Annotated in this window: 16 protein-coding genes; 13 read left to right on the forward strand and 3 right to left on the reverse strand. The window is 49.6% G+C overall.

Features of this window, described 5'->3' with window-relative positions; all coding sequences use genetic code 11:
- The first annotated feature begins 77 nt into the window (after positions 1 to 77).
- The 12 genes from PPG34_RS16945 (at position 78) to PPG34_RS17000 (ending at position 10,569) form a co-directional block, all read left to right on the forward strand.
- Positions 78 to 1,079 (forward strand): molybdopterin-dependent oxidoreductase, encoded by a 1,002-nt coding sequence (locus tag PPG34_RS16945; RefSeq protein ID WP_313834626.1) that lies wholly within the window; start codon positions 78 to 80, stop codon positions 1,077 to 1,079.
- Between the two features lie 177 nt (positions 1,080 to 1,256).
- Positions 1,257 to 1,883: a DUF547 domain-containing protein gene (locus tag PPG34_RS16950; protein ID WP_313834627.1), complete on the forward strand. Its 627-nt coding sequence runs from the start codon at positions 1,257 to 1,259 to the stop codon at positions 1,881 to 1,883.
- Positions 1,884 to 1,954: 71 nt separating this feature from the next.
- On the forward strand, positions 1,955 to 2,818 hold the full coding sequence (gene bufB, locus PPG34_RS16955) for an MNIO family bufferin maturase (protein WP_313834628.1): 864 nt from the start codon (positions 1,955 to 1,957) through the stop codon (positions 2,816 to 2,818).
- Entirely contained in the window at positions 2,778 to 3,581 is an 804-nt protein-coding gene (locus PPG34_RS16960; protein ID WP_313834629.1) for a DNA-binding domain-containing protein, read from the forward strand. The genes bufB and PPG34_RS16960 overlap by 41 nt, the downstream gene beginning before the upstream one ends.
- 24 nt (positions 3,582 to 3,605) lie before the next feature.
- Positions 3,606 to 4,613: a radical SAM/SPASM domain-containing protein gene (locus tag PPG34_RS16965; RefSeq protein ID WP_313834630.1), complete on the forward strand. Its 1,008-nt coding sequence runs from the start codon at positions 3,606 to 3,608 to the stop codon at positions 4,611 to 4,613.
- Positions 4,597 to 5,274: a hypothetical protein gene (locus PPG34_RS16970; RefSeq protein WP_313834631.1), complete on the forward strand. Its 678-nt coding sequence runs from the start codon at positions 4,597 to 4,599 to the stop codon at positions 5,272 to 5,274. The genes PPG34_RS16965 and PPG34_RS16970 overlap by 17 nt, the downstream gene beginning before the upstream one ends.
- The gene (locus PPG34_RS16975; protein WP_313834632.1) at positions 5,246 to 5,941 is read left to right on the forward strand and encodes a TIGR04283 family arsenosugar biosynthesis glycosyltransferase; all 696 of its coding nucleotides are present in this window, start codon (positions 5,246 to 5,248) and stop codon (positions 5,939 to 5,941) included. Before PPG34_RS16970 ends, PPG34_RS16975 begins: the two co-directional genes overlap by 29 nt.
- A gap of 251 nt (positions 5,942 to 6,192) precedes the next feature.
- Positions 6,193 to 8,841, forward strand: a complete 2,649-nt coding sequence (locus tag PPG34_RS16980) for a CBS domain-containing protein (protein ID WP_313834633.1) — start codon at positions 6,193 to 6,195, stop codon at positions 8,839 to 8,841.
- A 38-nt stretch (positions 8,842 to 8,879) separates the two neighbouring features.
- Positions 8,880 to 9,179: a hypothetical protein gene (locus PPG34_RS16985; protein WP_313834634.1), complete on the forward strand. Its 300-nt coding sequence runs from the start codon at positions 8,880 to 8,882 to the stop codon at positions 9,177 to 9,179.
- 16 nt (positions 9,180 to 9,195) lie between these two features.
- Entirely contained in the window at positions 9,196 to 9,687 is a 492-nt protein-coding gene (locus tag PPG34_RS16990) for a metallophosphoesterase family protein (protein WP_313834635.1), read from the forward strand.
- Positions 9,688 to 9,813: 126 nt separating this feature from the next.
- Positions 9,814 to 10,092 carry a hypothetical protein gene (locus PPG34_RS16995; RefSeq protein ID WP_313834636.1) on the forward strand — a complete coding sequence of 93 codons (279 nt, stop codon included), beginning with the start codon at positions 9,814 to 9,816 and terminating at the stop codon, positions 10,090 to 10,092.
- Between the two features lie 165 nt (positions 10,093 to 10,257).
- Positions 10,258 to 10,569, forward strand: a complete 312-nt coding sequence (locus PPG34_RS17000; RefSeq protein ID WP_313834637.1) for a putative signal transducing protein — start codon at positions 10,258 to 10,260, stop codon at positions 10,567 to 10,569.
- Between the two features lie 41 nt (positions 10,570 to 10,610).
- On the opposite strand, the gene PPG34_RS17005 is transcribed toward PPG34_RS17000, so the two are convergent.
- The 3 genes from PPG34_RS17005 to PPG34_RS17015 form a co-directional block, all read right to left on the reverse strand.
- Positions 10,611 to 14,024 (reverse strand): acyl-[ACP]--phospholipid O-acyltransferase, encoded by a 3,414-nt coding sequence (locus PPG34_RS17005; RefSeq protein WP_313834638.1) that lies wholly within the window; start codon positions 14,022 to 14,024, stop codon positions 10,611 to 10,613.
- Between the two features lie 144 nt (positions 14,025 to 14,168).
- Positions 14,169 to 15,326: a JmjC domain-containing protein gene (locus PPG34_RS17010; RefSeq protein ID WP_313834639.1), complete on the reverse strand. Its 1,158-nt coding sequence runs from the start codon at positions 15,324 to 15,326 to the stop codon at positions 14,169 to 14,171.
- Positions 15,327 to 15,569: 243 nt separating this feature from the next.
- Positions 15,570 to 16,022: a GNAT family N-acetyltransferase gene (locus tag PPG34_RS17015; protein ID WP_420888111.1), complete on the reverse strand. Its 453-nt coding sequence runs from the start codon at positions 16,020 to 16,022 to the stop codon at positions 15,570 to 15,572.
- A gap of 282 nt (positions 16,023 to 16,304) precedes the next feature.
- Here PPG34_RS17015 and PPG34_RS17020 point away from each other — a divergent pair, with 282 nt between their 5' ends.
- Complete coding sequence (locus PPG34_RS17020) at positions 16,305 to 18,620, forward strand: sigma 54-interacting transcriptional regulator (RefSeq protein WP_313834641.1); 2,316 nt, start codon at positions 16,305 to 16,307, stop codon at positions 18,618 to 18,620.
- Positions 18,621 to 18,849 lie beyond the last annotated feature (229 nt).

The raw sequence follows: 18,849 nt of genomic DNA on the forward strand, positions 1-18,849 counted from the left end.
TGCCAACCCAGCCTTTCAGCCATGTAACACTCACAGGATCTGACAGACTACCCATCAATTCGTAAAGGAATAAACTCATGAAGTCCTGGTCACGTCGGAACTTGCTCAAAACAGCAAGCAGTCTCGTGTTGGCATCGGCATTGCCGACTCCCAGCATTTCCCTGGCTGGGATGTGGAGTCAGTTGTTTGGGGGATTTGGGCGCGAGGTTTCCCCGATTACTCCCAATGACGAATTCTATATCACCTCGTACCGCTCCCCGCCGGATATACGGCTTTACGATTGGGCATTGACGCTTAAAGGTTTGGTCAAATCACCCATGACTCTCACCTACTCAGAACTTCTTGCCCGACCAACAGTTTCAGAAATTGTCACGTTAGAATGTGTAGGAAATGCGGTTGGGGATGAGAGTATTGGCACCGCTGAATGGAACGGTGTCTCCTTGAAGACCTTGCTCAATGAAACAGGCATTGAGTCCAATGCCTACGATGTCGTCCTTCGCGCCGCGGATGGATATTCCGATAGCATCCCCATTGAACGGGCGATGCATGGCGATGTCTTGGTCGCACACCAAATGAATGGCGTGACACTCCCAACTGGACATGGTTATCCTGCCCGCCTCATTGTCCCTGGCGTTTACGGCATGAAGCATGTGCAGTGGCTGACGGAAATCGAACTCGTTCCTCGAGATTATCAAGGCTATTACCAAAAGCAGGGTTGGACAGATGATGCGACTGTGCAGACGAAGACCTGGATCACCGATCCTCAAGATTATGACGAATTACCGAGTAAGGATTTTCTGATAAAAGGGTTTGCCTTTGCGGGCATACGAGGCATTCGGTCCGTAGAAATCAGTCTTAACGGCGGGGATACCTGGCATCCCGCACATTTAAAGCCAGCACAGTCTCCTTATTCGTGGGTATTTTGGGATTATTTATGGAAGGAACCCAGGCCTGGAGTGTATGTCCTCCTTGCACGGGCAACCGATGGTACGGGTATGATGCAATCATTTCTTCATCAAAAGCCCTTTCCTAAGGGAGCCACCGGTATTCAAGAATTGTTTGTGAAAGTGTCTGAATAACGAGCAATGAGTCCAATTCAAAAGAGAAACATCCTTACAATTTTCCTTTTTTTGTTTTTGGTTGCAGGCTGTTCATCGGTTCCTCAATCGTTCCACCCCCAACACCCTATAGCTCCTCAGGTTTTTACACACAATGCTTTTAACGATGTTCTCCAGAACCATGTTTCTGATGGAATTGTGAAATACCATGAGATCGCTCGTGACCCTCGATTTCATACCTACCTCGAGGAGCTCAATCGGGTTGATCCAAATGCCCTATCCACTCGAGAAGCCAGACTGGCCTTTTGGATAAACGCCTACAACGCTTTTGCTATCAAGGGCATTCTAGACGGGTACTCGCCACGCACCAAATTTGGCCAATGGCGATATTTTATTTCTCGAAAATATCGAGTCGGCGGAGAAACTCTCAATCTCAATAATCTTGAGAAGAAAATTTTAATTCCCGAGTATCGCGAACCACGCATCCACTTTGCAATCGTGTGCGCTTCCCAATCATGTCCGAAACTTCGTTCCGAAGCCTTCACTGCTGAACATCTTGAAACTCAACTTAACGAGAATGCCCGTCAGTTCATCAACGATCCAACCAAGAATCGGTTTGACCGCGAACACAGGGTGGCCTATCTCTCAAAAATTTTCGATTGGTTCACCGAGGATTTTGTCGCGCATTCCGGCTCTTTGACTGCATATGTAACCCAATTTGTAGATGACCCGCTCCTCGCACAGGATCTACGTACTTCCATTTATACCGTAGAATTCCTCGATTATGATTGGACGTTGAACGGCATTCCTCCCTCTGATTCCTAGCGACCCTGTAAAATTCCCGAAGTTGTAATATTTCTAACTTTTGTGCGACTACTTTCATAACCAGGCACGATATGGACACACCCAGGACCAATCCTCAGGTTGGCGTCGGCCTTCGGCCCACCCATTATCCCTTTCTTCAAGAAAAGCCCGAAGTGCGCGTGCAATGGTTCGAGGCCATCAGCGAAAACTATATGGACTCTGAAGGCCGTCCCATTGACATGCTGGAACTCGTTCGCGCGGATTACCCTGTGGCGCTTCACGGGGTTTCCCTTTCGATTGTCTCGGCGGAGGGAATAAGGCACGATTACCTTGCAAAACTAAAAATTTTGATCGATCGCATCAACCCCTTTATTGTTTCGGACCATCTCTGTTGGACCGGCCACCAGGCAGCCAACCTGCATGACTTGCTTCCCTTTCCGTTCACCGAAGATGCGCTTCGAGTTATTCAAGACAATGTTGATCATGTCCAAAATTATTTGAAACGACATATCTTGCTGGAAAATGTTTCCACCTATCTCTCGTTTCCTCAATCACAACATACAGAATGGGAGTTTCTCACCATTGTGTCCAACACCACGGGCTGCAAATTATTGCTCGACGTGAATAATCTCTATGTAAACTCCCAAAACCATCACTTTGATCCGCTTAGGTTTGTGGATGCCATCCCCACCGACCTGATTGGACAAATTCATTTGGCGGGATACACGGATATGGGAACCTACTTATTTGATACCCATTCCAACCCCGTATCCACCGAGGTTTGGAATTTATTTTCGCATGTCATTGCCCGTGCTCCGGATGTCCCGGTGCTCATTGAATGGGACGATGACATTCCGGAATTCCCTCGACTCGAAGAGGAAGCCCTCAAAGCCGCTGCCATTTGGGAAAATCACCATGGACCAGTTGACGCTCAAGCACTTTCAACAATTATTTAGTCAGGCCACGCTCCCCAGCTTGGAACCTGAGCCCCCCCCAACGATCGGTGATCTCATCGTGCCCGGAGGGGCACTGACCGCTTCCGACGCTCTCAACGTGTATGGCACTGGAGTGGTCGTCAGGCTCACCGAAGCTCTGGGTGAAACGTTTGAGGCGGTCTGGTGGGTTTGCGGAGACGATGACTTTTTTCAACTGGCAAAATACTACATTCAGACGCATCCCTCCTCGACCTACAATCTTTCACACTATGGAGAAACATTTTCTGAAATGCTGGATCGCTTGGGCCCATTTCCGGATTTGCCCTTTCTCGGTGACCTCGCTCGATATGAATGGCTGTTTAAATGCCTGTTTCACACCAAACAACACGACTCCGTGGCTCAAGATGCCCTGCAATCATTAACCGAAGAAGCCACTATTCGATTTCATTTTGGAAGCGCGGTCACACTCTTTACCTCCCGTTATGCCATTTACGACCTATGGAAACTCCGCGGCGCAGAGCATGACGGCACTCCACCGACTGCATGGGATCGTCCGCAATCCCTAGTGCTGTATAAAAAGGACAAACAAATTTTTATACGCGAAGTGGACGATGCAGAGTATGGTATTCTTTACGCCTTACATCACGGAGCTTCTCTGGACGCGGCGCTCGCCTCCGCAGGCGATGCACATCCCGAGTTTGATCAGCAGCGGGTTTCCGATCTGTTTCAAATGATGTTTCATACCGGAATCATTCACCACATCGATATTCAGCCATCACCCTGACACGCAACTGGTCCACCCATGCACATGACCACCGACACCCTCCCTGTCCTTCGCAACCTCATCACAAGAAAACCACTGTTGGCTATTTTTGAAGTTTGTCTGCGTTGCAACTCCGCCTGTGGATATTGCGATCTTCCCCTAAATGTGGGTCGGTATGAAATGTCGCGAGAAGAGATTCGCAAAGCCTTTCAACACCTCTATGACCACGGCCTGCGGTTTTTGTTTATTCAAGGTGGGGAGCCTTTAGTGCGCCGTGATCTGCCGGAGATCTTAGAAGACCTATACGCGATCGGGTTTCATCTCACGCTCATTACCAATGGAACGAAATTGACGAAGCCCCTCGTGGATCGCTTCCGGCCATTAAACGTGAATATTTCTGTCAGCCTCGACACCCTCGACCAAGAACGCTATCACCACATTCGAGGCCGAGACCAATTGCCTGACGTCCTTCGAGGCATCGACTTGCTCCAGGACTATCCACATCCGAAATTTCTCACATGCATCGTGAGTGAACCCAATCGACACGATGTCCTCGACGTCGCTCGATTTGCCAGAGCCCGCGGGTTCATCCCTGTGGTCGGTGCCTATCACTGGAACGTCGAACGGTATGGGAAAGTGGATATGACCTTGCAGTATGAACGGGCCATGGCCAAACATGTTTTTGAGCAGCTTCTTGAATCAAATGTAGTGCCCGCCGGGTATTTTCGTCGATACCTTCATGATAATGTCAATTGGCTAAATGGCACTTCACTTGCCCCTTGCGATGCAGGCAAATACAGCATCGCCATTGATGCCTCCGGTAATGTAGCACCATGCTTGGCCTTACACTCCGCTGGAAATCTCCGGGAGCAATCCCTGCCTGAGATCCTTGAGAAAATGGATGCCAAGGCGATCCGTGTCTGCTCCGACCAATCCTCGTGCAATATGATGTGCAGCCGGGTCATTGGATCCTTACTGCGCCATCCGATTGATGCCATACGCACTCCACAAACCGTGGCTCCCATAAGGAACATGTATGCTCGTCAAGCCTAATGAACGTCTGCCGTTGGCGGCACTCCTGCAATTTCTGGAATTAGGCGAACGACTCGCCCATTCCTGCGCTACGACTCAAGCCGCACTCGCACCGACGAGCAAGATACGCGATTTCCTGAAAAGGCAGGCGAGACAGGAAGCCATGCACGCCACCATCTTTCGCACGACACGAAAGTGGATCGCCCCACGACAGCCCGACGGCTCCAACACGCTCAAGCCATTCGAGGACTACCGTTCGTTACTGTGTGATTCGCTTGACCGCAAGCAATTTCTTGAATCCATTTTAGCCGAGCAGGTCATCCTGGAAAGTTTGGGAGAAGCCATCCTGCATAAAATAGAAATTGGCCTTCAAAAACGGCATGCCCCCTTTCAACGACTGCGCCGCATGTTGCTAGCTCAGGAAGCCGCCCACCACGGCTTTGGGAACCACGTCCTCCAACGGGCCGTTGCGGACCACGAGATCACCAAAGAACAACTGCAAGAACAGGCCATCCCCTATCTCTTGCTGTCCCAATCCATGATCATGGAATTACACGCGCTGTTCCAGGAGATTGACGAAGACCCTCAAGAGTTTCTCGACCTTCAACAGCAACACCTTCCTCCATGGTTGGTCACCAGGAATACTAAACACGATGATTTACATAATCATTCCAGCCTATAACGAAGAGAACGCGCTTCCATTTACACTCTCTTCTTTACGGACAGCACACGGGTGTTGTGAAATTATCGTGGTCGATGGAGGGAGCACCGACCGTACACCGCACATTGCGAAAGGCACACCCTCGGTCACCCTACTTACTGCTCCCAAAGGACGTGCCTCTCAAATGAATACCGGGGCAGCCTACGCCATTCAACACAGCTATGACACTCAGAACTGGTTGCTGTTTCTCCACGCGGATACCACCCTCCCGGAGGGCAGCCTTCAACGTCTCCAGGCCATGCACACGGACGCCATGATTCAAGCCGGAGGATTTTTTCACCAATTTTCCGGTGATGACTGGCGGCTTCGCTTCATTTCCTGGCTAGATAACTTTCGATGCACACATTCTCGCATCATTTATGGAGACCAAGCGCTTTTTGTCCGATGCGGCCTATTTGAGCAACTCGGGGGCTTTCCCAATCAACCGATTCTCGAAGATGTGGCATTTTGCGAAAAGCTCATTCAACACACCCGCCCCATCCTTCTTACTCCCCCCGTTGTCACAGACTCTCGCAAATTCGTCCAAATGGGCATCTGGCGTAGCCTCGCCCGAGTGTTTCTCATCATCCTCAGCGTCGAGTTTCGGTTGCCTATGCTGGCACCAGCCTTTTTCAGAGATATTCGCTAGGCCTCATCCACTCAATGCTTTTCGATTCTTTTTTCTAGAGCATACGAACCTTTTACCCGGTCCAAAGCGCAATACTGAGAATTGGTATGTGCAGGGAAGTCGAGAACGCATCGCTCACTTTGGTGACATTCTTCCTTCAGTTGGTTCGTACTCGATTTTCATAATGTGTTTCCCACCATTTCCATTTTGCCGGAACTTCAATTCTCATTGGGAAACTTCCACGTATCCTGGGATACTGCTACAATCACTCGATGGATTTAATCACCACCCATTTGAACGCCGACTTTGATGGGCTCGCATCCATGGTCGCGGCGAGGAAATTATTTCCTGGGGCGATCTTGGCATTTCCAAGTGGCGCACAGGAACATGTCCGCCGATTTCTAGCGGTTCATGATGTTGGGCTCATGAAACTCAAAGACGTAAATTTGGATGAAATACAACGCCTGATTCTGGTAGATGTCCAGGAACCTGAGCGCATTGGTCGATTTCAGGAATTGTTTCACAACCCAAAAGTCCCAGTACATATTTTTGATCACCATCCAGAACCTATTGAGGATGTCACCCCATCGCTCTCAAATTCTCGCTTTCATCGAGTAGTAGATTCCGTGGGCGCTTCGGTGACGATCCTCCTAGAGCAACTTCAGGCTCAACAGATCACGCTTACACCATTTGAAGCGACAGTCCTCGCCATCGGGCTATACGATGAGACGGGTTCGCTGAGATACAATTCGACCACGCCTAGGGATCTCGAAGCCGCCGCTGTTTTGTTACGTGCCCAGGCCGATCTCACGATGGTCACGGCATTTATGCAAACACCCTTGGACCCAGAACGGGTCGCCTTGCTGAACGATTTATTGCGAACCGGGGAAACGGTCTATGTTCATGATCAAAAAGTCCTTCTTGCGGCTAGCACCTATGACCGGTACCAAGGCGATTTATCCTCCGTCGCTGAGCAATTAGCCCATGTGGAAGGATATGACGCCATCATTGCTCTCATGCCAATGGAGGATAAATTTCAGCTCGTGGCTAGGAGCAAGTCACCGGAACTGAACGTTGGCAAAATTGCCGAACATTTTGGGGGAGGCGGTCATCCGCAAGCGTCGTCAGCCACCATAAAAGGCAAAACACTCGTTGAGGTTACCGAACAAGTTCGTGAGCGCCTTCTTTTGGAACGCGACCGCACCCTGTGCGCAGCGGGGATCATGACCACTCCCGTTCGATCCGCCAAGCAAGACGCCACGATTCTTGAAACGGAGCGTGCGATGACACGCCTGGGAGTCAATGTCCTGCCGGTGCTCAATGCAAAAAAACAATTCCTCGGCCTCGTTTCTCGGGAAACCATTCAAAAGGCTCTCTTTCATCAAATGGCGGATCTGCCTCTTACGACCATTTTGCAAACCGACGTCTATACTGCCACCCCAGAGACGCCGTTTCATGATATTCAAACCCACATGTTGGAACGTAACCAGCGATTCGTCCCGATTCTCAAGGGCCGCCGAGTCATTGGGGTCTTCACGCGGACCGATCTGTTACGAACGTTGCATCATGACATCCTTGAAGCAGCCCATGCTCCAGTGAAGGCCACCGGACCAACACCTTCCTACCGGCAACGGAATGTGAAAAATCTACTCCACACCCGTTTACCCGAGGACCTCTATACTCTTCTTGTAGCGATGGGTGAACAGGCTGAGAAACAGCAGGTGGGCCTCTATCTGGTGGGAGGATGCGTTCGAGACTTGATTCTCAATATTCCCAACTTGGACATTGACCTCGTCGTCGAAGGAAACGGCATCGCCTTTGCCAAATCATTTGCCAAACACCATGGCGCGCGGGTGAAGACACACGATCGTTTCGGAACAGCGACCGTCACATGTTCCGAGACTCGCAAACTCGATATTGCTACCGCCCGTACGGAATATTATGAGTACCCGACGGCCTTACCCACCGTGGAAGACAGTTCCATCAAGAAGGACTTATACCGTCGTGACTTTACGATTAATACCCTGGCGATTTGCTTAACAAGGCATCGGTTCGGCGAGTTGGTGGATTTTTATGGGGGACAACGCGACCTCCATGACAAAATCATACGGGTATTGCATAGCCTCAGTTTTATAGAAGACCCTACCCGCGTGTTTCGCGCGATACGCTTTCAACACCGATTAGGATTTCGACTTGGCAAGGAGACGAGCGCACTGATTAAGGGAGCGGTGACCATGGATCTTTTTGAGCGCCTCTCTCCCTCTCGGCTCTTAAATGAACTTATCTTGCTCTTGTCGGAGCCCAAACCTCGAAACGCTTTGGAACAATTAGCCGAATTTAATCTCCTGCAATTCATCCACCCACAATTACGATGGTCATCTCAGCTGTCGGGCTTGCTTCACGGGGTAGAAGAATCGATCGAATGGTATACCTTGCTTTATTTGGATCGTCCTATGGATTCGTGGGTGGTCTATTGGATGGCACTCATGGAAGTTCTACCCTCAAAAGCCGTTCGGGACACTTCACGTCGCTTCCCTCTTCCTCAACAGCAAGTCAAGAAATTGCAGTGGATCGGGCGCGAAGCCTCGATACGTTTACGAAAACTCAGTAAACACCCGCCCCTCAAACCTGCTCAGGTGTACCGTACCCTTTGCGACTTACCGGATGAGGCCATCGTCTTTTTGATGGCCAAGACCCAAGCAGAATCCGTCAAACGACAAATCTCTGCATTCTTTACCTCGTATCAACGCATTCACCCGATTCTCAATGGGACAGACCTTAAAGCCATGGGCCTCAAACCCGGCCCACAGTTTCGCGCCATTCTTGAAAAACTGTTGGATGCCCGTTTGAACGGAGAGATTACCTCAGAATCCGATGAACGAACCCTGGCCAACCAGTTGATTCGAACCTTAAAAAAATAGGCTCTTCTCTTTTCTCTACCGTCACGCTAAGATCACCTATGCCTGCTGCCTGGCCCATAGCCAAATTTCTTTTCAAGCTGGTCGCTCCCAGCATTCCCGAGATTGTTTCTTCCATTTCTAACCTGAAACACCAACAGGAAGACGAGCAATCTCGTGAGGAAACGCTGGAGAGGAGGTTATTGGATATCGAACGAAACCTTGGCCAACAGCTTGAGGTTATTGACAACCTCACCAGACAAATCGCGACCCTTCAATTAATACTCCGTCGAACGTTCATCATGAGTCTTGTGGCACTCGTGTTGGCCCTAACAGGTCTCGTACTCATTTTCTATTCCTAAGTATTTATCCATCCTGATGAAGCCTCCTCCCCATGATGCCCCACCCTGTTTCATCATTGGGGTCATCTCTGATACCCATGGGCTGCTTCGTCCAGAAGTCACCGACGCCTTAGAAGGCTCCCACCTCATCATTCATGCCGGAGATATTGGCAAACCAGAAATCATCACAGGGCTAGAATTTATAGCCCCTGTTTTAGCTATTAAGGGAAATAACGATGTAGGGCCCTGGGCAAAGTCCATACCCACCACGCAATCCACCACCATCGGAGAACATCACATCTTTGTGATTCATGATGTAAAGCAGCTCGAGATTGATCCCATTCATTCACCATATACAGTGATCATTTCCGGACATTCGCATAAACCGACAGTAAATGAACACAACGGCACGGTTTTTCTTAATCCAGGCAGTGCCGGACCAAAACGATTTTCTTTACCCACCACCCTCGCACGATTGAGCATCCAAGGACCACGCCTCTCCCACGAATTTATTACGCTTTCAAATTAATGAGCTAGGCAAATATTTCTTTTTTTATTTTGAATAATCCCCCTTTTGAGGGGGTTAAGATGCAGGAGGGGTCTGTCCGATATAGCCTGCACAACGGAAATTATCATTAGGAGCCACTGAGCCCTCATGAGTCAGACATCTACAGATTTGTCCCAATACATTCAAGACTTCACCGATGGTGAGTTGAAAGACTACACCTGCTTTGCCGGAAACTTTCGTGACCAGCGATTAGAACAAAGCTGTATGGCCGAAGCCGCGTTTTGGAATGCCATTGTCAATCTCTGCGTGGATGAACGGGTTCGTCGGAACGAAGAAACCCGCCGACTTGAAATCATGTATCGCACCGGCGTCGATCCGGAAAGAGAAAACGAACAACCCAACGAATCCGAAGGATCTCTCGCCTAAGGGCCTCTCCAGGCTTTTCCCCTCTGCCAATCTGCTAGCTTTCCTCATCCTTCCACCAACGGTGTTTTCTTATCGCCGGTTTAAAATTTGCAACGTCTAATTCAGCCCGTTTCTATTTGTTTAAATCTCAAGTATATTCCTCCTAATTCACGCAGGACTCATTCCATGCTCAAACTCTTTGTTTCTCCCATGCTCGTGGAAGTGGAATCGTTAAAAGAAGTCCTTGAACAAGAAGACATTCTCTGTACCATCAAAAATCAACAAGGCTCATCCCTGGCTGGAGAAGTGCCCTTCGCGGAAGTCTTTCCAGAATTGTGGGTCAACGACGAGGATTTCCCAAAAGCACAAGAATTTTTAGAGCATTGGCGCCAAGCCCAACCAACCGAAATTACTGCCTGGACCTGTTCTTGCGGCGAGTCGCACGAGAAAGATTTCACCTCCTGTTGGAAATGTGGAACAGAGCGTAAGCTCGATTAAACATACTTGTTGCACCGAACATCAAGGAGAGAGAGTAAGAGTCAAGAGATTCGTTCAAGAGCTATTCGCTTTAAGGCTCGGAGATCCAACTTTCCTGTCCCCAACACGGGGATTTTTTCTACTTTCAGGAACGCGTCTTTTCGCGGGATGAATAAGTTTGGCAGGCCGGTATCGGAGAGTTTGGTTAATACTTCAGGGATTGCCGATTCTTCCAATGTATGGAGAACCACCAGTTGTTCGCCCTTCTTTTCATCGGGAATGGATGTCACGGCCAGGACTTGTGTTTCCGCATTGATGGCTTGATGCAGCGCTTCTTCCACTTTTCCATGCGGCACCATTTCTCCACCGATTTTGGCAAATCGTGAGAGGCGATCGGTTATCGTGATAAACCCGTCCTCATCGAGAATGGCAATATCTCCCGTGATGTACCATCCTTCGTGTATCGCTTTAGCCGTAAGGTCGCGGCGCCCCAAATACCCGTGCATCACATTCGGCCCTTTTACCAGTAACATGCCAGCCGTCCCTACCGGCAGAGGCTCAAACGAATCCGGATCAACGATGCGCACCGAGACCCCCGGCAAAGCGCGACCGACGGTCCCACGCCTGGATGCCGATTGGTAGAATCCTGCCGCACGGAAGTCTGGACAATTCACCGCGATGACAGGGGCACATTCCGTGACGCCATACCCTTCAATAGGACGAATGCCAAACTTTTCTTCGAAGGCTTGGGCGAGTCGCTCGGACAGCTTTTCGGCACCGGTCAATATAATACGAACCGACCCAAACTGGTCTGGTGTGCAACGCCGTAAATAAAGCTGCAAGAAGGTCGGCGTGGCAATCAGAATCGTGACGCGCTGCTTATGAATCAATTCGCCGATGGCTCCAGCGTCTAATGGCGTAGGATGATACACCACGCCCACCCCATGATTGACCGCCAGCCAAATCGTGGCCAAATACCCGAACGAGTGAAAGAACGGCAAAATACCCAATAGCCGATCATTCGGCCCCAGGTGAAACACCTGCGCCACACCCTCAACATTCGAATCAACATTATAATGACTAAGCATCACCCCCTTGGGCTCACCAGTACTTCCGCTGCTGAAAATAATCGTCGCCAGATCATCAATCTGTGGACGGATGGTCACACCCGCCGCTCGCTCCAACATTGAAATTGGGGCAAAGATCGCAAGTAACAATGCCGTGATTCGTTCTCCCGTGCCAATAGTTTTTCGTACTTCATCGATCCAAATGATCTTGATACCTTCTGGCAACTCAAGACCGGCTTTTTCGATAAACATCTGACTCGTGACGATGGTTTCCAACTGTGCTTGTTTCGCGGCTGCCTCCATTCCACTTTTTCCTGCAGTGTAATTCAGATTCACCGCAGTGCGGCCAGACAAAGTCGCGGCTAAATTCACCAGCACCCCACCTACGCTAGGAGGAAGCAAAATTCCCACGTTATGCTGGTGCTCCCAGAGCGGACGAAAGGCTCTGGCTAACGCAATGGCGCCAACGAGGGATTCCAAGCATGAGACCTTTGGCCGAGTCAGGTCGGCAAATGCAAAGCGAAACGGATGACGCCGCACGGCTCGGACAAACGTATGATGCAATGGTGGCCGATTCGGCTTACGATAGGCCCAGGCCTGCTCCCCCAATTCTTGGACCGCATTTCGTACTTCTGCGGATGTCACCGTGGCTGGTAAGGGGACCCCGTACGAGATCGTCACTGGATAAGGAATCTGTTCAGGCCATTTTGTCAAAAACTTTCCACCGATAAAACTGAAAATGCTGCCCCACACACGATCGAGATGCACGGGAACCACCGGAGCCTCACGGCCTTTGAGAATCCGTTCAAACCCTTGCTGAAATGGGAGGAGGCTACCTGTTCGTGTAATTTGTCCTTCAGGAAAAATACACACCAGCTCACCATCATCTAACCGACGTCCAGCATCCCGAAGTGCGGTTAAAATCTCCTTCGGCGACCCTTTAGAAGAGATGGGAATGGCCCCCATGATTTTCGCCAGTCGATGAAACAACGGATGCTCATAATATTGACGATCGACCACAAATCGAATGGGCCGATCCACGCTTGCCAAGAGGAGTAATCCATCTACAAACGACACATGGTTAGGCACGAGCAAGGCCCCGCCACGATCCGGAACATGATCGCGTCCAATGATATGGAGACGATACAGGGTGTGCGTCACCAGGAATAACACCATACGAATAAACGTTTCCGGCATAATCCTCACGGCCCACATTGTTAATCCGGCGGTCGCCATTCCGGCGGCCAGAATAATACTACTGGCACTCAACCCAAGAAAGGCCAAGAACCCGGTTCCCAAAGACCCGGCAAGCACACCAGCAAAGACGAACACATTATTAAAGGCAATAACCGCCCCACGCCGATCCTCAGGCGCACGCCACTGAATCAACGAATTAATGGGCACCACGATAAACCCACTCGACAACCCTAACCAGGCCATCCCGATCAACGTTCCGACAACGTCGGGCCTGAGGGCGCCAATCACAAACAAACCGACTGTTAATCCAATGGCGCCAAGGGGAATATGTCCCACCTCAACTTTGGAATGTGATAATTTCCCGGCCAGCACAGATCCAAGACCCACGCCGATTCCAAATGTGGCTAATGGCAATCCTGCCCATGAATCCGTCAATCCCAACACCGCTTTGCTATACACCAAGATATCTTGCCCCACCAAACTGGCCACCATCCAATATCCAATATTTCCCATTACACCTAAACGAAGCACACGATCCGCTTGCACAGCATCCCATGCTCCTTGCAAAGTTTCCCGCAACCCTCCTTCTGCACGTGCACGCGGTACCGAGGGAATCGACAGGGAATACCTCAATCCGATGATAGAAAATACCAAGAGGACTCCTCCACCTAACCATGGTGAGGCACCCGATACTTGCAAAAACATTCCACCCAGTGCCGTTCCACCAATAATTGCGAGAAAGGTCCAGAGCTCTAATTGACCGTTGCCAGCAGCTAATCGTTCATGAGGAAGCAACTCCGGCAAGATGCCATATTTGGCCGGGCTAAATAGCGCACTTTGGACCGCCATTGCGCCTAAAACAATTAAGGGCAAGAGCCCACCCTCCGGATTCATAAACAATGCCACCGTGCCTACACCCATCAATCCCACTTCGACGACTTTCATAATCACGATGACAGAACGCTTACTGAATCGATCTGAAAAAACTCCCGAAAAAATCGAGACAACCACAAGCGGAAAAGTGAACACCACAAAGGTGATCGTCGTCTGTGCTTGAGCCGCAGCCTCATACTCCAACCCACTTCCCATCTGGGACGCCAACTGTTTGATGGCTAACAACGCCACCATCAGTTTCCAGGCATTGTCATTGAATGCCCCAAAGAATTGAGCGATGAGAAGTCCTCGGATGGGGTTAGGTGAAGACCTGTTCATAAATTTGAGTGATGGCTCCCATAGCCAGATTGCGGACTAGAAAAAACTCCCTCTCATACAAGGAATTTCTCGAATATATTGTTTCGGGAGCATACAGGATTGCGCCAAGGATTCAAAAGAAGACTCAAAGATGACATTAAGAAATCAGTCAGGGAAATACAGACTTCCATGATTGACCAGTTCTAATAAGAACGGAAGATCTTCCTTGGTGTTGGACAAATGAGTAAATCTGATCACTCGCTGAGCGCATATTGATGCCACAAAGTCCGCTTGGCTCCGCGGACGACGAAAGCAACGACCATCCACAAATACCAAAATTTCCTCCCCATGTTCTTGGAAGGCAAAGCGGGACCCCTCATTTCGAAGCAGAGCTTCTCCCCCAGAAAGATGGGTTTGGAGATCCTTGAGACTATACATTTCCCGAGTCGGTTCTTCTTCTTGGTATTTGGGAATTGTCACCGAACGTCCAAACCATTCGGCAACCTTGTCTTTGTCCTCGATATATTGGCGCAAGATCTGGTGAGCTTGGTTGATGGCCTCGGGAGAAATGCGCCCAGGATGCGGTTGAGGTTTCAGATCGGGATCGGCATAGCGAAGCTCCTCACTGAGGTCACTCGAAACAAAATGAGAAAACTCCTTTAACATATCGCCATGAGAGGGCGCGCGAAATCCCACCGAGCACGTCATGCAATCCTTACCCACGGCAATACCGTTATGCCCAACCTTCGGCGGTACATACAGCAGGTCTCCGGGCTCAAGAATCCAACGTTCTTTTGGCTTCCAATCGGTCAAGATCATGACCGGAGTATCCGGACGCCGGGGTGATCGCCCATCATACACCCCGCCCACTTCCCATTGCCGGCGTCCACTCACCTGCACCAAAAAGACATCATAGTTGTCGAAATGCGGCCCCACACCACCGCCGTCACCGGACAGGCTGATCATCAAATCATCCACTCGCCAACTCGGAATGAAACTAAACTGATCAAGAAACTTTGCTGCCTCCGGCACCCAAAAATCCACGGCCTGCACGAGCAAGGTCCAATGGTTCTCCGGCAATGTCCGAAACGTCTCCTCGGCAAATGGCCCATGTGTGAGGTCCCAGTGTTCACTACTCCCATCATGAATAATAAGACGCGATTCAACCTGTTCTTCACACGCCAACCCCGCCAGTTCATCCGCCGCAATCGGCGGCACAACTCCTGGCAGTGCCTGCGGAATCAACAACGGCTTCTTCTGCCAATACTCCGCCAAAAATTCTTCGACAGACAAATCACCGAGGGGACTGAAATTATTAGACATAATGAATTACGAACCCATTGGAGAGTTAGTAGTTATCCACCCTTCGCGCGCTGGAGAGCCGCAGCCCCGAATCGACTGTTTAGGCGAAGACGGTTTGAACGCAGCGAGTTTCTGAGACATCTTATTCGGGCCGGAGGCGGAGGCACCCCCACGGGGACTGGCTCGGGGAATAATGGGTTTGGGCACTTTTGCCTAAACCAAAGTATCTCGTCTGCAGGGGAGAAACCCTGCAAAAAATAAAACTCATTTTCCTTTCACCATCTCAACATGCGGGATTCCATCTTCAAGGTACACCTCCGATACCCGCGAAAAATCATATTGCTCATAAAATTTCTGCAAATAATCCTGCGCCGATATTCGGATAGCATTCCCAGGCCAGGTACATTGAATTTCCTTCAAGGTCCTTTCCATTAACTGACGTCCAAGGCCATTTCCCCTCGCCTCTCTCTTCACCACAAAGCGCCCGAAACTTACCTCGGGGTGCCGTAACCCAGCGGGAAGGATCCGCACGTAGGAAACCAATTGTCCGGTCGCATCCATCCCCAAAAGATGCCTGGTATCCACATGGCGATCATACGCATCCAGCTCAGGATATGCACATTGTTGTTCGACGACAAAGACATTCACTCGTAATTCTAGAACATCAAAAAGCCGATCAATGGTCAATCGTTGAAATTGACTTGCTTCCCACTGCACATTCAGCATAGGGATGGAGCTTAAATTGAAAACTCCAGGGTGGCAACCTGAAAACTTTTGTTGAATTTCCTATATCGGGAAAATGATGTCTTATCAGAACGTAGGGAGTAGCAATAATGAAAGTTCTTCCATCAAAAGTCGCGCATTTGATTGACAAAGGCAAAGTCTCCTTGTGCAGCCCAAAAATATTAACGAAACATTAGCCTATGATATCCAATCCCAACCGGATTGGGGCAAAGAAAATTGCGTAAACGATTCGTCTCTCGTCATAATAACCCCAGCATGACTGATCACACGACACCTGACGAGCCTTCTTCTAGCAGAACCACCCACTTTGACCCTGGACAGAAGATTGACCCGTCATTAGAGACACCGGAGCAACTCAAAAAAGCCCTGCACCATCTGGGGGAACGGGTCAAAGAGCTCACGGCTTTGCACACCACTGCCCGTCTTTTTCAGGAAGAACACGCTTCTACCGAATCCCTTTTAGAAAAAATAGCCGCGCTCCTGCCTCCCTCCTGGCAATATCCCGACATTACCGCCGGTCGAATTTGTTTTGATGGGTTAAACATTACCACCCCGAATTTTCAGGACACGCCCTGGGTGCAAAGAGCCACCTTTCAATGCCAGGGAAATCGCGCAGGCTCCATTGAGGTGGTGTACTTGGAAGAAAAACCCCACGAGGTAGAGGGTCCCTTTCTTGCCGAAGAGCGTCACCTAATCAATTCTCTTGCCGAAATGCTCAAAATTCATCTTGATCGGAAGCGGTCCCACGAGGAACTACGAAAACTTTCGAAAGTATACATGGATGCAACTGATCCCATCATCATCGAAGATTTGAATGGGATCATTGTGGACGTCAACCCGGAAACAGAGCGTGTCTATGGGTGGACTTCCCAAGAATTAATTGGCCAATCCATCATGCAATTGGTTCCCCCAGAAGGGCAGGCCTTGTCTCAGGAACTGAGGCAACAATGCCAACAGGGTCACGTCGTGAGAAATATCTCATCTTATCGTCGATCAAAATCCGGAGCTGTGATGCCTATTTTGATCTCTCTTTCGCTTTTGACAGAGGAGGACGGCCAGCCAACAGGACTGGCGACGTTTACGAAGGACATCTCTGAATTAAAAGAAGCCGAGGCGGAACTCAGAAAAGCGCACAACGAACTAGAACAACGTGTCCAAATCCGCACAGCCGAACTTTCAAAAGCCAATCACGCATTGACGCAGGAAATTGCCCAACGCAAAGAAGCAGAACATAACCTGGAAGAGGCACTTGAAAAGATTCAACGGAGCCATGACGACCTTCAGGCAATTATGAATCAATTGCACATTGGAATGGCCCTCGTTAATCGAGAAGGAAAGATTGTCTTTCTCAGTCAAGGCATGCGGCATCTTTCACTAAGGCATCCAGAACGGTTCATCGGGCATTCCTGGGAACAGTTATTTGAGGACAAGGAACACCTGCCCGTTCTAATCGATATGATGGATCGTCCTTTACATAAACGCGAACGCGTGAAAATCCAGATGCCGTCTGTGGCGGGGGGTCGAACCTGTTTGGTCGAGGTGGATATTCGTGAAGACCCACGAGATGCTGAACAAAAAATTTTGTATGTCTATGATACTTCAGAGGTCGAGGACCTTCGACGTCTGTTATCTGACACAGGAAAGTTCCAAGATATTATCGGCAAAAGCCCGGAAATTCAGGCTGTGTTTCAGCAGATTCAGGAATTGACACGTGTTGATTCCACAGTATTAATCGAAGGAGAAACCGGCACGGGAAAAGAATTAGTCGCACGGGCTATCCATCGTGCGAGCCATCGTCAACATGGACCATTCATTGCCGTCAATTGTGCAGGCCTGACAGAATCATTGGTCGCCAGCCAATTATTCGGGCATAAGCGAGGCGCCTTCACGGGTGCTGTTTCAGATCAGGAAGGATTGTTTGAAGCCGCCGAAGGCGGCACGCTGTTTTTAGACGAAATCGGGGATGTTCCTCTTTCCATTCAAACCAGTTTGCTTCGCGTGCTGCAGGAGCGGGAAATTACCCGTCTCGGTGAATCCAAGCTCCGAAAAATTGATGTCCGAGTCATTGCGGCAACCCATCACAGTTTAGCCAAAGATGTGAAAGCCGGACAGTTTCGTGAAGACCTGCTTTACCGAATTCGGGTCGGGCGAATTCTTCTTCCCCCCTTGCGAGAACGACGGGAAGATATTCCTCTGTTATCCAGTGCATTTTTAGGTCAATGCCGCGCTACCACCGGACGCCCCGTTGAAATGATCAGCCAGCAAGCCATGCGCCTCCTCATGGGTTATTCATGGCCTGGCAATGTTCGTGAACTGCAGCATGCTATCGAATTTGCCGTCATCCGTAGTCGGGATGCGACTCTGCAACCACTTGACTTTCCTCCTGAAATTTTGGAGCAGAAGGATCTCCCTCTTCTCACCAAAGGACACCAGTCTCCAATTCGGCAACAGGACTCTACAATCATGGAAGCCTTGGAGAAAACCGGCGGGAACCGATCGGCGGCAGCGAAACTTCTTGGAATCAGCCGAGTGACCCTCTACCGGCGCCTTCACCGACTTGGCATCCAGTAACACTTCCTCCCAGCACTCACTCCTATTTTCAACATGTTACATATGAAACACTAATGAAACAAATTTGTATCATTTTAGTGTTACATGTTTACAAGTAGTAAGTTTTACTGTGTCTATAAATAGTTGTTTTTATTTAATTTTTAAAATTTAACAATTGGCATTGTACTTGTATATAGATAAATAGTGAATGAGTTTCATGGGGAAAATTAACCAAGAGATCAATAAGAAA

Origin of the sequence: Candidatus Nitronereus thalassa (assembly GCF_032191465.1) — a bacterium.
Lineage (GTDB): Bacteria > Nitrospirota > Nitrospiria > Nitrospirales > UBA8639 > Nitronereus > Nitronereus thalassa.

What these genes read in the sequence shown, in the direction of transcription:
- PPG34_RS16945 (WP_313834626.1), top strand. Translation starts at nt 78, where the DNA reads ATGAAGTCCTGGTCACGTCGGAACTTGCTCAAAACAGCAAGCAGTCTC.
- bufB (WP_313834628.1), top strand. Translation starts at nt 1,955, where the DNA reads ATGGACACACCCAGGACCAATCCTCAGGTTGGCGTCGGCCTTCGGCCC.
- PPG34_RS16960 (WP_313834629.1), top strand. Translation starts at nt 2,778, where the DNA reads ATGGACCAGTTGACGCTCAAGCACTTTCAACAATTATTTAGTCAGGCC.
- PPG34_RS16965 (WP_313834630.1), top strand. Translation starts at nt 3,606, where the DNA reads ATGACCACCGACACCCTCCCTGTCCTTCGCAACCTCATCACAAGAAAA.
- PPG34_RS16970 (WP_313834631.1), top strand. Translation starts at nt 4,597, where the DNA reads ATGCTCGTCAAGCCTAATGAACGTCTGCCGTTGGCGGCACTCCTGCAA.
- PPG34_RS16975 (WP_313834632.1), top strand. Translation starts at nt 5,246, where the DNA reads ATGATTTACATAATCATTCCAGCCTATAACGAAGAGAACGCGCTTCCA.
- PPG34_RS16980 (WP_313834633.1), top strand. Translation starts at nt 6,193, where the DNA reads ATGGATTTAATCACCACCCATTTGAACGCCGACTTTGATGGGCTCGCA.
- PPG34_RS16985 (WP_313834634.1), top strand. Translation starts at nt 8,880, where the DNA reads ATGCCTGCTGCCTGGCCCATAGCCAAATTTCTTTTCAAGCTGGTCGCT.
- PPG34_RS16990 (WP_313834635.1), top strand. Translation starts at nt 9,196, where the DNA reads ATGAAGCCTCCTCCCCATGATGCCCCACCCTGTTTCATCATTGGGGTC.
- PPG34_RS16995 (WP_313834636.1), top strand. Translation starts at nt 9,814, where the DNA reads ATGAGTCAGACATCTACAGATTTGTCCCAATACATTCAAGACTTCACC.
- PPG34_RS17000 (WP_313834637.1), top strand. Translation starts at nt 10,258, where the DNA reads ATGCTCAAACTCTTTGTTTCTCCCATGCTCGTGGAAGTGGAATCGTTA.
- PPG34_RS17005 (WP_313834638.1), bottom strand. Translation starts at nt 14,024, where the DNA reads ATGAACAGGTCTTCACCTAACCCCATCCGAGGACTTCTCATCGCTCAA.
- PPG34_RS17010 (WP_313834639.1), bottom strand. Translation starts at nt 15,326, where the DNA reads ATGTCTAATAATTTCAGTCCCCTCGGTGATTTGTCTGTCGAAGAATTT.
- PPG34_RS17020 (WP_313834641.1), top strand. Translation starts at nt 16,305, where the DNA reads ATGACTGATCACACGACACCTGACGAGCCTTCTTCTAGCAGAACCACC.